This window comes from Marinomonas ostreistagni, assembly GCF_016888445.1.
GTDB classification, from domain to species: Bacteria; Pseudomonadota; Gammaproteobacteria; order Pseudomonadales; family Marinomonadaceae; genus Marinomonas; species Marinomonas ostreistagni.
Window position 1 is genome coordinate 261,112 of sequence record NZ_JAFEKF010000001.1, and the last position, 14,342, is coordinate 275,453.

Annotated in this window: 15 protein-coding genes; 6 read left to right on the plus strand and 9 right to left on the minus strand. The window is 48.6% G+C overall.

Translation table 11 applies throughout. The features are described from left to right. The first annotated feature begins 61 nt into the window (after nt 1–61). Nucleotides 62–469: a type 2 periplasmic-binding domain-containing protein gene (locus JQX58_RS01145; protein WP_204144994.1), complete on the plus strand. Its 408-nt coding sequence runs from the start codon at nt 62–64 to the stop codon at nt 467–469. Between the two features lie 12 nt (nt 470–481). On the opposite strand, the gene lnt is transcribed toward JQX58_RS01145, so the two are convergent. The 5 genes from lnt to miaB are packed head-to-tail and all read right to left on the minus strand — an operon-like array spanning nt 482 to nt 5,810. Continuing rightward, entirely contained in the window at nt 482–2,047 is a 1,566-nt protein-coding gene (gene lnt / locus JQX58_RS01150) for an apolipoprotein N-acyltransferase (protein ID WP_204144995.1), read from the minus strand. A gap of 1 nt (nt 2,048) precedes the next feature. Continuing rightward, nucleotides 2,049–2,915: an HlyC/CorC family transporter gene (locus JQX58_RS01155; RefSeq protein ID WP_204144996.1), complete on the minus strand. Its 867-nt coding sequence runs from the start codon at nt 2,913–2,915 to the stop codon at nt 2,049–2,051. Between the two features lie 11 nt (nt 2,916–2,926). Continuing rightward, on the minus strand, nt 2,927–3,388 hold the full coding sequence (gene ybeY, locus JQX58_RS01160; RefSeq protein WP_204144997.1) for an rRNA maturation RNase YbeY: 462 nt from the start codon (nt 3,386–3,388) through the stop codon (nt 2,927–2,929). Between the two features lie 2 nt (nt 3,389–3,390). Beyond that, nucleotides 3,391–4,443: a PhoH family protein gene (locus JQX58_RS01165; RefSeq protein ID WP_204144998.1), complete on the minus strand. Its 1,053-nt coding sequence runs from the start codon at nt 4,441–4,443 to the stop codon at nt 3,391–3,393. Nucleotides 4,444–4,451: 8 nt separating this feature from the next. Further along, nucleotides 4,452–5,810, minus strand: a complete 1,359-nt coding sequence (gene miaB, locus JQX58_RS01170) for a tRNA (N6-isopentenyl adenosine(37)-C2)-methylthiotransferase MiaB (RefSeq protein ID WP_204144999.1) — start codon at nt 5,808–5,810, stop codon at nt 4,452–4,454. Nucleotides 5,811–6,053: 243 nt separating this feature from the next. Here miaB and JQX58_RS01175 point away from each other — a divergent pair, with 243 nt between their 5' ends. Next, nucleotides 6,054–6,689 carry a hypothetical protein gene (locus tag JQX58_RS01175; protein ID WP_204145000.1) on the plus strand — a complete coding sequence of 212 codons (636 nt, stop codon included), beginning with the start codon at nt 6,054–6,056 and terminating at the stop codon, nt 6,687–6,689. Here the strand turns inward: JQX58_RS01175 and JQX58_RS01180 are convergent. Next, a complete protein-coding gene (locus JQX58_RS01180) occupies nt 6,686–7,150 on the minus strand; it encodes an EVE domain-containing protein (protein ID WP_204145001.1) in 465 nt (154 codons plus the stop codon). The genes JQX58_RS01175 and JQX58_RS01180 overlap by 4 nt on opposite strands. A gap of 129 nt (nt 7,151–7,279) precedes the next feature. On the opposite strand from JQX58_RS01180, the gene JQX58_RS01185 reads away from it, so the two are divergent. From JQX58_RS01185 to JQX58_RS01195, 3 genes are read left to right on the plus strand one after another with little or no spacing between them, the layout of a single operon-like run. Continuing rightward, a complete protein-coding gene (locus JQX58_RS01185; RefSeq protein ID WP_204145002.1) occupies nt 7,280–8,374 on the plus strand; it encodes an HD domain-containing phosphohydrolase in 1,095 nt (364 codons plus the stop codon). 44 nt (nt 8,375–8,418) lie between these two features. Further along, complete coding sequence (locus JQX58_RS01190; protein ID WP_239090114.1) at nt 8,419–9,363, plus strand: histone deacetylase family protein; 945 nt, start codon at nt 8,419–8,421, stop codon at nt 9,361–9,363. Between the two features lie 50 nt (nt 9,364–9,413). Further along, nucleotides 9,414–9,683, plus strand: a complete 270-nt coding sequence (locus JQX58_RS01195; RefSeq protein WP_204145003.1) for a hypothetical protein — start codon at nt 9,414–9,416, stop codon at nt 9,681–9,683. A 6-nt stretch (nt 9,684–9,689) separates the two neighbouring features. On the opposite strand, the gene JQX58_RS01200 is transcribed toward JQX58_RS01195, so the two are convergent. After that, complete coding sequence (locus JQX58_RS01200) at nt 9,690–10,028, minus strand: zinc ribbon domain-containing protein YjdM (protein WP_204145004.1); 339 nt, start codon at nt 10,026–10,028, stop codon at nt 9,690–9,692. 156 nt (nt 10,029–10,184) lie between these two features. Here JQX58_RS01200 and JQX58_RS01205 point away from each other — a divergent pair, with 156 nt between their 5' ends. Beyond that, entirely contained in the window at nt 10,185–10,832 is a 648-nt protein-coding gene (locus tag JQX58_RS01205; RefSeq protein WP_204145005.1) for a DUF2959 domain-containing protein, read from the plus strand. 52 nt (nt 10,833–10,884) lie between these two features. On the opposite strand, the gene JQX58_RS01210 is transcribed toward JQX58_RS01205, so the two are convergent. Both JQX58_RS01210 and rapA read right to left on the minus strand, forming a co-directional pair. Then, nucleotides 10,885–11,502 (minus strand): pseudouridine synthase, encoded by a 618-nt coding sequence (locus tag JQX58_RS01210; RefSeq protein WP_204145006.1) that lies wholly within the window; start codon nt 11,500–11,502, stop codon nt 10,885–10,887. An 8-nt stretch (nt 11,503–11,510) separates the two neighbouring features. Next, complete coding sequence (gene rapA, locus JQX58_RS01215; protein ID WP_204145007.1) at nt 11,511–14,342, minus strand: RNA polymerase-associated protein RapA; 2,832 nt, start codon at nt 14,340–14,342, stop codon at nt 11,511–11,513.

Below are 14,342 nucleotides of genomic sequence, written 5' to 3' on the forward strand. Positions count from 1 at the left end.
CGCTATTTTATATAGATGGGGCGCACAATAGAAGGCGCATAATGATGGAGTTGTACATTCTATGAAAAAAGATTCAGATCAAGACCTAGATTTGGTCGAAGAAGCTAAGAAAACCTTAGTTGGTGCGAAGAACTGGTTCTTGGAAGATGTGGAGCTAGTGAAGGCGTATTGGCACGATAAGATGGGCTACACCGAAGCATGGATCGATGCCAACTGGCACTTGGTGCAAGACGAAAGTGAAGAACTTGTCGAGGACTTAGATCGTCGGGAAGATGCTGCGCTGCTATGGCTGATCAACCACGCCAACAATAATCCAGTGCCCCTAGAGCAATGCTCTGTGGCAGGCAAAGAGGCGCAAGCTGGGCGCTACATTTGTATGGACTGTGGGCACGAAAACACCCACCCAGGTGGCACCTTGGCCACCTGTGAGGTGTGTCATTACGGCTTGATGTACTATCAAGGCGAGTAGTACAAATAGTGCTTAGGGTGTTTTAACTCTATGGCGGGCTTGCTGCGGTAAGCTCGCCAACATAGCCATCGCGGCTAAAAGTAACCAGAGCCCCAAGTTGCCATACAACACATACGGGGTATTGCCTTGCATGCCTTTAACCTCAGCGTTTAGCACGGCTTGGGTGAATTGTGGCAAGCGTTGCTCAATCTCACCTCGCTCATTAATGATCGCGGTTACACCATTATTGGTGGCGCGAATCATATAGCGACCTGACTCTTTAGCACGAAATTGCGCGATCTGAAGGTGCTGTAGGGGACCGATAGAGTCACCAAACCAAGCATCGTTGCTGATCGTGAGTAATACATCGCTGTCGCGGACCATACTGCGTACCAGTTCAGGGTAAACCACCTCATAGCAAATAAAAGGCGCGACGCTGATTTCACCTGCCTGTAAAGTTGGCTGATTGGCAGGGCCTTTTTTGAACTGAGACATAGGCATGCCAAATAGGTCAAAAATAGGACCAAACCACTGTGCTAGTGGCACGTACTCACCAAACGGGACGAGCTTTTGCTTCTCGTACAAGCCAAAACCGTTGCCAAGTGCCCAGACGCCATTGAAGTACGCTTCACGGCGCGGGTCATAGACGGGCACACCCGTGATTAAGGTCGTCTCTTCGTCTGCAAGTTGCTCACCAAAGCGTTCAAAAAATGGTTTTACTTGATGTTGTAGATAAGTGATAGCGGTCTCAGGCCAGATAACAATATCACTATCAAGGTTTTCAAGGGTTGCCTGCTGGTAAAAGCTAAGGGTTTGCTGGGCTGTTTCAGAGAGCCATTTTTGGTCTTGGGCGACATTGCCTTGCACCAAGGTGACACGTTGCGTCTCAGTCGGGCTGACAAACGATGGGGATATCATGGATAAGACCCCAGCGGCTAGCCAAAGTAATCCAGCGAAGCTGGCCCAACGATATTGGCGGCAGATGAGTGCTTGGGCCACAGCCACACCGCTTAGCAGACAAACAGCGCTAACAAACCAAATGCCACCGATTGGAAGCCATTCAAACAGCCAGCTGGCTTCCACGATATAGCCCGGCAATAACCATGGAAAGCCAGTAAATAACCAGCTGCGCAGCCATTCGAACCCAAGTAGTGACGCGATAAACAAAAACGGCATGAACTTGATGGGCAAACGCTCGTTGAGGCGAAAAAATACGTAGCCAAATACGCCCCAGTAGAGTGACGCGGCCAAGATCAAGCCAAAGGTAATAAGAGCGGCGATTACTAGGCCTACTTGGCCAAAGTTAGCCACACTGATGTAGACCCAAGAGACCCCTGCGCTAAATAAACCTAGGGCAAAGCTAACGGCGCAGGCAAAGGCTTGTTTACGGTCTTTTGCCAGCATTAGGCTTAAAAACAGATAACCAATGCCAACTAGATAGCTAGGCCAGAAATAGAACGGGGCAAAGCTTAACGTGCCGCAGGCACCGAGTAAAAAGAGGATGAGGTAATTAAGCTTGGGATGCTGCTGAGAAAAGCTCAGGAGGCGTAAGCGCCACCCCGTAACATCCGCTGTGAAAGAGGTGGCGTTTTGATTCATATTATAAAATTGAGTCTTCTTTAACTTTGCTGACTTGCAGTGTTTTGACACGGCGACCGTCTGACTTCACGACATTGAAGTGGAAGTTTTCAAAGGTGATCTCTTCACCGCGGGTTGGTACATGGCCAAACTGCTGCACGATAATACCACCAATGGTGTCGAATTCTTCTTCGCTAATATGAGCATCAAAGAACTCATTGAAGTCTTCTACAGACACTAGCGCAGGTACTGAGAAAATCCCTTCTTTGTCTGTTGCTTGAATGTCTTCGTTTTCTAGGCGGTCAGTTTCGTCTTCGATTTCGCCTACGATCTGCTCCAGCACATCTTCGATGGTGACCAGACCGGACACACTGCCGTACTCGTCTAGTACTATCGCCATATGGTAGCGCTTGGTACGAAATTCATTAAGCAGTACATTAAGGCGTTTTGATTCTGGGATAAAGTTTGCAGGACGTAAGCGATCTAGAATGTCATCAAGAGTGATGTCACCGTCTTTGAATAGCAAAGGAAGTAGATCTTTGGCCAGCAGTACCCCTAAAATTTCATCCGAGTCTTCGCCCACGACAGGAAAACGTGAATGGGACGAATCAATGACTTTACGGATAGAGGTTTTAGGGTCGTCTTCGGATTTGATGACAATCATCTGTGACGGCGGGATCATGATGTCACGGGCTTGTACTTCGGACACTTCTAGAGCGCCCTCAACAATGGTGTAGGCATCACGGTCAATTACTTCAGACTTTACGGCTGTCTGTAGCAACTCAATGATGTCTCCACGGTTACGCGGCTCGTCATGAAAGGCTTGCGCTAAACGTTCAAACCAAGATTTCTGTTGATCGTTAGAACTTCCCGATCGGTCTTCGCTCATAGTAGTGAAACTCACTCGTTTACAATATAGGGGTCAGGAATCGACAAAGAAGCTAGGATGTGTGTTTCCAATGCTTCCATTTCCTCTGCTTCATCATCCTTTATATGATCATAGCCGCGCAAATGCAACACGCCATGTACGACCATATGAGCCCAGTGGTGCAGAAGGGGCTTTTGTTGCTCAAGTGCTTCGCGCTCGACCACTTGACGGCAAATCACCAAATCTCCTAATAGCGGTAGCTCAATTCCTTCAGGTACCTCAAAAGGGAAGGACAACACATTCGTTGGTTTGTCTTTACCGCGATACTCATGATTGAGCGTTTGGCTTTCGTCTTCGTCAACGATGCGGATGGTGATTTCAAACTCTTCGCCTTGCGGCAACGCAGCAAATGCCCACGCGTGAAGCTCAGCCTCACTAGGTAAGTCAGCTTGCTCTTCACAAGCAAGCTGGAGGTCTAGATACAGTTCACTCACCGTTAGTTACCTTGATCTGCTTGCTGGGCTTGTTCGCGCTCAGCTTTGCGTTGTGCTTCTTTCTCTTTGCGCTCGGCTTCTGCTTCTTCATCATACTTGTCGTATGCTTCTACGATGCGTTGCACCAATGGGTGGCGAACCACGTCAGAGGCTGAGAAGTTAGTAATGCTGATACCATTTACGCCATTTAAAACGTGTAGGGCATGCGCCAAACCAGAGTTGGTGCCGCGTGGTAAGTCGACCTGGGTGCGGTCACCGGTGATCACTGCAGTAGAGCCAAAGCCGATACGCGTCAAAAACATTTTCATCTGTTCGCGGGTGGTGTTCTGACTTTCATCCAGAATGATGAAAGAGTTATTCAGTGTACGACCACGCATAAAGGCTAGCGGTGCGATTTCGATGACGTTTTTCTCGATCAGCTTATCGACTAACTCAAAGCCCAGCATTTCATACAAAGCATCGTATAGCGGACGTAAGTATGGGTCGATTTTTTGCGATAAGTCCCCTGGTAAGAAGCCCAGTTTTTCACCGGCTTCCACGGCTGGACGTACCAACATGATACGCTCGACTTTGTCCGCTTCTAAAGCTTCGACCGCACAAGCCACCGCAAGGTAGGTTTTACCCGTACCGGCAGGCCCGATACCAAAGTTAATGTCGTGCTGGCGAACCTTTTGCACGTAACTTTGTTGGTTTTGGCCTTTAGGCTTGATAAAAGCCTTACGGGTTTTAATCACCACTTGGCCACGCTCTTCTTTACCTTTTGACAGCGCTTCGATCGCTGACTCTTGCAGGTATAGGTGGATCGCTTCTTTAGTGATTTCTTTTTGCGCTAGGGCTTCACGATAAATGCTCTCGAGTAGCGTTTTCGTTGCAGCGACACGCTCGCTGTCTTCACCGGTGATTTCAAACAGTTCACCACGGTGGGAAATCGATAAGTTTAAGCGTTGCTCGATTTGTTTTAAATGTTCATCGAATTGACCGCAAAGGGCGGCCAATGCTGGAGCCTCAGCAGGCTCCAGACGAATTTGTTGGGATATTGCGGATTGTTTGTCCAAGATAGACCTTATTTAGTTAATTCGAAATCTGCATCAAGTTCAGAGCCAACGAACTCACCAAGTAGAGAGTTAGAGTAGGCGTCTGTGATGACCACGTCGGCAAATTTACCGATCAGGCGTGGGTCATCCGCTCTGAAGTTAACGATGCGGTTGTTTTCTGTACGGCCTTGAAGCTGGCCTGGATCACGTGGCGAGTAGCCGCTGACCAAAATGCGCTCAATATTGCCGACCATACTTAGGCTAATGTCGAAGGCTTGTTGGCTAATACGGCGTTGCAAAATGGCCAAGCGCTGTTTCTTCACGTCTTCAGGTGTTTCGTCTTCTAAGTTAGACGCTGGCGTACCAGGGCGTTGGCTGTAGACAAAGCTAAACGAGTGATCGAAGCCAATTTCTTGAATCAGATTCATTGTATCAACGAAGTCCTCATCGGTTTCACCAGGGAAGCCAATGATGAAATCAGACGACAAGCTGATACCAGGGCGCGCTTCTTTAATCTGATTGATCTTATCAATGTAGAACTGACGCCCGTGACCACGCTTCATACCGGCTAATACGGCATCTGAACCGCTCTGCACCGGTAAATGTAGGTGGCTGACAAGCTTCGGCTCGGTGCGGAACGCTTCGATTAGGCTGTCGGTAAACTCAACTGGGTGCGACGTGGTAAAGCGGATGCGCTCAATGCCCGGAATACGAGCTGTAGCGTGAATAACATCTGCCAAATCCATTTCGTCGCCTTCGGCATTTTCACCACGGTAAGCGTTAACGTTTTGGCCCAGTAGATGAATTTCGCGCACACCCTGATCGGCCAGTTGTGACACTTCTTTCATGATGTCTTCAAAGTGACGGCTGACTTCTTCGCCGCGTGTGTAAGGCACAACACAGAAGGTACAGTATTTGCTGCAACCTTCCATAACCGATACAAACGCTTCAGCGCCTTCGACACGAGGGGCCGGTAGATGGTCGAACTTCTCAATTTCTGGGAAAGTGACATCTGTGATCGGAATCGAATTGTTCGCTGCATTGACCATCTCTGGTAGCTTATGCAGTGTTTGAGGTCCAAAGATCATGTCTACGTGCTTGGCACGTTTGCGGATGCTGTCACCTTCTTGAGACGCCACGCAGCCACCCACACCGATTTTAAGATTAGGGTTTTTCTCTTTCAGCTTTTTCCAACGGCCAAGCTGATGGTATACCTTGTCTTGCGCTTTTTCACGAATCGAGCAAGTATTTAACAGTAGGACGTCCGCTTCCTCTGCGTTGTCGGTTAGCTCCATTTCGTGAGATTCGCCCAATAGGTCTGCCATGCGTGATGAATCGTATTCGTTCATCTGACAGCCGTGTGTTTGGATAAAGAGTTTTTTCGCCATGTAAACAGTAAACCTAATAATTTGTGCGTCGTGTGACTTTGGCGCACATTATATTGAGGTTTTGGTCTGATTCCCATAGGGTGTGAGGATACGTCTGTACGATTTTCTTGGGCAGGTCGCTTTTATGCGAACGGAACTCTTTGAAATTCTGGTCATTTAGGGAACAAATACGTGTTTAATAACCCCATAAAGTGCTTCAAATCTCCATTTTTTATTTGTTTGTTAGGTGTTTCGCCAAGCTTGATGGCTGAAACAGAGTTGCCTAACTTCGAGCTCGGCATCGGCGGTGGCATTGCCAAAGACATACCGATGTTTAATTTGGACCTCACCATCAATATGCCATTTACTCAAGTTTTCACTGGGCAGCTAAATTTGGACAGTGAATACGTGTTTAACGATCCGGATTACGAAGATTATGCTATGTCAGAATTCAACGGCATTGGCTTTTACCGTATGTCTTCTGGGCGCGTCGGAGGTGGTGTCGGGGTATTAGAAAAGAAAGCTCGAGATGATGAGTTTGATACTGAGCGTACAGCGGTCATGCATCTATTAGGTGCGTACTACTTCCAAGACGTCACCCTTGATGCAAATTACCAACTGTATGAAGACGAGTTTGATGGCGTACGCACACTACGCGCTGGTGCCATTTGGTATCCAGACACCGAGCGCAGTCTGGCGGTGTATCACGAACGCTATGATGACAGTCACGGCTGGCGCATAGAGGGTAACATCCAGCCTGAAAAGTACGATCAGAAATTAGCCTTTGGGGCAGTGATAAGTGACCGCGAAGATTTGTCGTTCCCTTATGTAGGCCTTGAAGTCACCTATTTCTTTGATCGAGTGTATTCACTTAAACAGCGCGATCGTGCCTTTCACTAGAGATCGCGAGTTTGTCGCACTAAGGGTTCTAACACCTGCCAATAGGGCGGCTTGACGGGCATAACGCTCAGACGGCTTCGAGTGATTAGCTCGAAGTCAGCCATTGTGGGTAAAGACTTCAAATAGCGCAGACTAATGGTGTCTTGACACATAGACTCGAAGGTCAGCTCTACTTGATCCCAGCGCGGTTTGTTGGCGCTGGATTTAGCATCGTAATAGGGGCTTTCAGGGTTATAGCAACTCGGATCAGGGTGCGCGGTTTTTGAGACGGTTGCTGTGCCCACGATGCCAGGTGTTTTACAGCTGGAATGATAAAACAGCACCAAGTCTCCTAGCGCCATCTCGCGCATGTAATTGCGCGCTTGAAAATTGCGCACGCCATCCCAGTTTTCCCTACCTTTACGGTAAAGGTCCTGAATAGAAAATTCATCAGGCTCGGATTTCATTAACCAAACGTTCATTTGTAAAGCCTTGTTACGTGTGTGGTTTCAGAAAGATACATTGATTTTGTTCATTAGTCTTAGGATTGTATCTACAATTATGGTCATCAAGCGACAACAGTTGCAAACGGATCGTAAGTGGGAAAAGGTATGGGGCAATTTGCTTGTAAAGATTTCTCGGCCTTAGATAAGGAGCTCAAGGATGACTTGCTTGAGTGCTATCTAGAGGCGCAATTAGAAATTGAAACCATCGTCAATGATATCGAGGCAACCGGCTTTTCTCATGAGAAGCTGGATACGTTGTTTCGCTCGCTACATAGCATGAAAGGCAATTGCTCAGTTTGCTTTCTTGATCCGCTAGTGGATGCTTTGCACCGCTTAGAGGAAATTGTCGATGGCATGCGCGGCGGTTACATCGCTTACGACTCCATTTTAGGTGCATTGATCAATACGGTATTGGATCATGTCTTAACCTTGTTGCGTCAGTTGCATCAGTTTCATGGTGCGGATACGGCGTTGCTCAATATGCTCCAAGCAGGGCTTGATCAAGTCTACGCTTTAGAAGAGCACGATCTTCGTTTGCAAGCGGCTGAGGCTCTCTTGGCTGCCTTGCACAATGAACCTGAAGAGCCATCTACTAAACAAGATGATCTGGTAGTGCGTGTCGAGTATACGCCCATGCAAGAAACAGATATCGAGCAATTTCGTCATTTTAGCTATCGTTTAAATAAGCTTTTAGGTTACTCACCTGAGCGCGGCGAGCGCATTTTAAAACTGTGCCAGATCATTAACCGTGAGTGCGCAGATCCGACCGATCGTGCGCAATTATCAGCCGCGGCTTATATGCACAATATGGGGCTGGCCATGACATTAAAGTGTGGCGATGATGAAGCGGCGAAGCACAAAGCAGAGCTTAATCACCCTATGGTCGGTGCTCAGTTACTGAGTAAGCATGACGGTTGGGATCAGGCTTCAGATATCGTGATTTCCTACAAAGAGCGCTTTGATGGTACTGGTTACCCTGAAGGTTTGGTCGGTGGCATGATTCCGCAAGGGGCATTTGTATTGGCCATGGCGGTGCGCTTCATTGATGTGGTGTGGGGTAAGTCGGGTGACGAGTACAAGAAGAGTGCTATGCGCGCGATCCAAAAAGTCAACGCCGAAAGTGGTAAAGGCATTCCGCCGCATCTGGTGGATGCGTTTAACCGAGCAGTGCGCAAATTGCTGGTGGCGAAGCAGCGATAACGGTATCGTAGACGCACCTTAACCAAGATATTTTGTGCGTTGCTTTGAAACTACCGCTTGTTTACCACCCGCATTACAGTATTCCCTTTCCTGAGCGTCATCGCTTTCCGATGCCCAAGTTTCGCCTACTGGCGGAGCATCTAACCGAGCTTGGGATGTTAACGTCCGCTAACTGTTACACCCCCAAGCCTTTGTCACTGACGACTTTAATGCAGGCCCATGAGCCTGATTATGTGCAGCGCTTTATCCGTGACCAATTAACCCAAGCAGAGCAAAAAGCCATTGGTTTGCCGTGGAGTGAGTGGCTGGTAGAGCGAACCCTTAGAGCCGTATCGGGCACCTTGCTAACAGCGGACTTAGCCCTTGAACATGGGCTTGCCTGTCACTTAGCGGGTGGAACGCATCATGCTTTCCCTGAACGTGGTAGTGGCTTTTGTATATTTAACGATCTTGCGGTCACAGCACTGGCGCTGATTAATAAAGGGCAAGCCAACAAGGTAATGATCTTTGATTGTGATGTGCATCAGGGGGATGGTACCGCGGCGTTTTTTACCAATCAGCCTAATGTGATAGCGGTATCTATGCATTGCGAAGAGAACTTTCCGTTGACCAAGCAGCCTGGCGGTATCGATATTGCTGTGCCCAAGGGGGCAGGGGACAATGAGTATATGACGATATTACAAGCGCATTTGCCAAGCTTACTGGCTCAACATCAGCCAGATATTGTACTTTACGATGCGGGCGTTGATGTGCATCGCGATGACCGTTTAGGACATGTTCAGTTAACCGATGCTGGTATTTTTGCACGGGACCAATACGTGATGGAGACCGTACTAGATGCTGGCATTCCCTTAGCGGGAGTGATCGGCGGTGGCTATGACCATGTGCATGAAGTCGTGGCTAAACGCCACAGTATGCTTCATCAAGCAGCGCATAAAGTCTGGCAGCAACGCTATGAGGGCGGCCAAATAGTTACAAAAAAGACCTAGACGTGATCGCCGAGATGGTTAAGATAAAAGCTAAAGAGTGAGGTGTCAGCATGCAAATTACCAATTCTGGCGCGCTTAATTACGGCCAAATGGGCCTACAGCGCAGCCAAAATAATCTTGATCAAGCCAGTGCCCAAGTGGCGTCGGCCAGCACTCAGCTTGCCAGCGTCAATAACACTAATGGCACGACCAATGCTGGCGCTGAGATTCGCGATGGCTTAGTCAATGCTAACATCAGTGAGCTTAATGCCAAGGCCAATGCTAAAGTGATTGGCGCTGCGGATGACATGCTGGGCACCCTGATCGACATTAAGGTTTAGCGCCCGCTAGGCTTTTTTGACAAATTTAGCGGTAATATACATTTCCCCATGCCCATCGACTTTGCAGTCTAATTGATGGTCTTTGCCTTCACGAATGCGTTTGATCAGGGCCTTGGTGCCGATCTTAATGCCTTGGGAACTGCCTTTTACTTTCACATCTTTTGCTAACGTTACTTTATCGCCTTCTACAAGCAGTGTGCCATTGGCATCTTTGACGTTCAGTGCCTCATCGTCGGCATTAAGTTGATCTGGGTGCCATTCATAAGAACACATAGGACAGATAAAGTTTTCTTGATCTTGGTAAACGTACTCTGAGGCACATTTAGGGCAGGGTGGTAAGGACATAGTGACTTCTTGTTGGTGTAAAAAGCGCCCAGTTTACTGTCATCACCTCACTAGGTGAAGCGCAATGCACGCTTTATTCATAGAGCATGGTTGTAATTGTGCCCAAGAGCCGCAAAAATGATGACGATTGATACGTTTATTAAGGAACTCAAGATTATGAAAACCACTGTATTCAAGCTAGCTGGCGCAACGCTTTTGCTGACGTTAGCTGGTTGCCAGACCGCTTACTACAATGCTTTGGAAAAAGTAGGCATTGATAAACGCGATATCTTGGTGGATCGTGTCGAAGATGTGCGCGATGGTCAAAAAGACAGTAAAGAAGAGTTTCAGTCGGCTTACGAGCGCTTGGTCGAATTGACAGGCTTTGAAGGCCAAGAATACGAAGAAGTATACTCTCAACTAAACAGCGACTATCAAGACAGTAAAAAGGCCGCTGAGCGTGTATCGAAGCAGATCGACGATGTACAAGAAGTGGCAGAAGATCTTTTTGACGAGTGGCAAGACGAATTGGATATGTACACCAATGACCGTCTGCGTCGCTCAAGCCAAGCGAAATTAAAAGAGACTCAGCAACAATTCAACCAGTTGCTTCGTAGCATGCGTCAAGCTGAAGCGAAAATGGATCCGGTTTTAGCGACGCTCAACGACAACGTGCTGTACCTTAAACACAACCTTAATGCCGCGGCGATCAGCGCTATCAAAGGTGAATTTAACAGCCTGAAAACCGATATCTCTGGTTTGATCAATGAAATGAGCCAAGCGATCGACGAATCGGATGCGTTCATTGCCACCCTTAAGCAGTAAGGGTTAAGAGATTGAGGGTAACGCAGTAGCAAGCTTGGCTTGCTACTGCGTCTTAAAATGGACAGGGTGCGACGAACTTTACCCAAGCGTTAGTGAAAGGGTGAAAAAACTCTACTCGATAAGCATGTAATAATAGGCGCTCATCTTCATGGGTAGGCTCACAATCATAAAACTCGTCGCCTAAGATTGGATGACCTAGGCTTTGCATGTGTACCCTAAGCTGATGCGAGCGGCCAGTAATGGGTTTGAGACTAACCCGTGTGTGACCATCTTCATAACCTAGTGGCGTCCACTGGGTGATGGCATCTTTGCCCCACTGTGTGCAGATCATTTGTCGCGGACGGCGCTCCCAATCACAGCGTAAAGGTTTACGCACCTCTCCCCATTGACCTTGCAGTTGGCCGCGTACGATAGCGCGGTATTCTTTTTGCACATGGCGCTCACGAAACTGTGCGTACATGCGCTTTTGGCACTCCAAACTGCGCGCAATCAAGATGAGTCCTGATGTGGCATAGTCCAGACGATGGATGGCATGGGCTTCGCCAAATAAGGTTTGTGCCCGTGTCACAATTGAATCGTGTTTATCTGCGCCCCGACCAGGCACAGATAAACATTTGGCGGGCTTATTAACGACGACCAACCATTCGTCTTGGTACAAGATGTCTAGCACGTGACGCGTTACTCAGGCTTAGTCGTCAAGATAATACGAATGCCATCCAAACGGATTTGGTGCTCATCAATGCGCGCCAAGCCTTCTTCAAGATTGCTCTCGAATTCGGCAATGTGCTCGTCCTTGATGGCCGGGTTTTGTTGCTGTAGCTCGCGTAAGCGATCAATCTCTGCCTGCCATTTGCGCTGATAAGTCTCTTTCGCTGCATGGACCGTTGGTCGTGCTTGGTCCTGAGCGCTAAGCTGGTGCGCTTGCAAGATGTCTAAAAGCTGAGTACGCAACGCGGCGACCCACTGCTCGGCCACTCGGTTTGGCACGCCTTTAAGCTTTTCGGCCCATTTTTCTGGCGTAAATTGACCGTGCAAGAACTTGCCATTGGCATCTGAAAGCTGCCAAATCGGCGTCATAGGCAGAGATTGCGCAAGTTTCAAACGCGCATGGCCGCTGGTTTCAATGACGAACATACTTTCGACCAGTACGGTGCCTTCTGGCAGGGCGGCAATCGGTAAAATCGCAGATGTCAGCTTGCCTGAGTCAAAGCCTTGTACTTCATCCATCAGCATGGTGATAAGCGGGTGCTCCCAAGTCGCGAAGGCGACATCTTCACGCTGACTTGCTTGGCGGCGATCCAGCATCAAGGTTTTGCCTTCTTCTTCGATCCCCGGTAGCGCTTCAAGCATCATATCTGTCGAAGGGCGAATGAACCAAGACCCAAGCTCTGGCACATCGTTTAGACACTCGGCGTGAATGTTAAACGCATGGGTCACTTGTTCGATGTATTCGTGCAGGCCATGAGTTTCTTCGTCTTGAATCTGATCAATCAGTGCTTGAGCAATAGCAGGACGGCACGATGATAGCTCTAATAGACGGTTACGTCCTTCTTCCATTTGTTTGAGCAAGGCTTCATGGTAGATGTGCGCTTCGTCTAAAAGAGCATCATCTTCATCACTGCCGTACAAGAATGCTTGCAGTTGCTCTTGGAAGGCAGATTTGACTTTGTCACCTGAGCCTGTGGTGCGATTAAACGCATTTAGAGCGAGGTGATACCACTTGTATAGGCGCTCTTGAACACTGTTTTCCAAGTACGGCACGTGGATTTGTACAGTATTGCGTTGACCAAGGCGGTCGAGACGACCAATACGCTGCTCGAGCAAATCTGGGTGCTCAGGCAGGTCGTACATCACTAAGTTGTGGCTAAACTGGAAGTTACGACCTTCACTACCGATTTCTGAGCAGACCAATACTTGTGCACCTGCCGGGTCAGCAAAGTAGGCCGCAGCACGATCACGGTGAATCAATGGCATCTGTTCATGGAAGTCGGCACTTTGGAAACCTGCAAACGTCAGTTGATCATTCAGCCATTGCGCCATATCGGCGGTATGACAAATAACCAGAACCTTACTGCCAACTTTTTGATCGCCTAAGAATTCTTTTAGCCATTCCCAGCGAGGGTCTTGTTCCCAGTGACCTTCGTTGACCTGTGATTCAGGTAGTACATGATGGGCTGAGCTCTCAGCATAGGTGTCGTTATTGGCCAGTGGGTAAACATTAAGATTACGCTCTGGGAAACCACCAATGGCGGCACGTGTATTACGGAACATTTCGCGGCCCGTGCCATGGCGGTCGATTAGCCAGTTGACGGCGTCGCCAGCGGCTTGTGCTTGTTTGGCTTTATCATCGCTAGACAGCTCGACAAACCAATCTTTGGCTTGCACGTCGTGCGCGTAATCAGCAAACACATCGGACCAATCCAGATCAGCCAGGTTATTGTTCGCATCGGTGTAAGGCAGTAATTGCTCCGCCAGCTCAGCGGCCTTTTTGAACTCAGCCTGTTGTGCTTGGTACACCTCAAAGCTGTGGTAGTGCTCTGGATCGAGTAGCTGTAAGCGCGAGAAGTGTTCACGCTCGCCCGTTTGCTCAGGGGTTGCACTAAGTAGTAATACCGACTCGGTCGACATGGCTAGGTGCTGTACCAGTTGGTAAGCAATGCTTGGGGTCTCTGGGTCCCACTCAAGGTGGTGAGCCTCATCGACAATCACCATATCCCACTCAGAGGCCAGCATGTGCTTGGCGGCTTTGCCATTGGTAGAGACGAAATCAATCGGCGCAATCACAAAGGGTTGGGCGTCAAATGGATTGTCGTCACCTTCCATAAAGTCTTCGTAGACGGTTTCGTTGATCAAGGTGAACGGCTGGTTAAAGCGGCGCAACATTTCTACCAACCACTGATGCTGTAAGTTGGTTGGCGTCAAAATCAGTGCCCGCTCAGATAAGCCATTTAGCACGCGGTGGTGCAGGATCAGACCCGCTTCTAGGGTTTTACCCATACCGACTTCATCACACAGCAAGGCGCGCGCTTCAGGACGTTTGGCGATGTCATGAGCAAGATAAATTTGGTGAGGCAGCAGTTCTGCCTTAAGGCCCATCAGACCTCGCACTGGGCTGGCGGCATGGATGGCTTGATGCTCAAGGGTTTTACGACGCAGGTCAAACCACATACGACGCGCAGGCGATAACGCTAAAATAGCATCAAGCTCGTTTTTATCGTTGCGTGGGAACTGGATCTCGGACTCGTCGACCCATTCATCACCGATGCGGTATTCCATCAGTTCGTCAAATTCACGTACTTCTTCGACGATGTGTGGTTCGTCTTCAAATATCAATTGATCGCCAACCGTTAGGGTGCGGCGCACTAGGCTGGTTTGCGAGACGGCATAGTTGCGCTCAGTCTCGGCATCAGAAAAGTACAAGACAAAGGATTTTGGCTGTAAATCAATAATAATGCCGATGCCTAGCTGAGGCTCGTTCCGGCTGCTCCAACGTTGTCCAATTTGGTACAT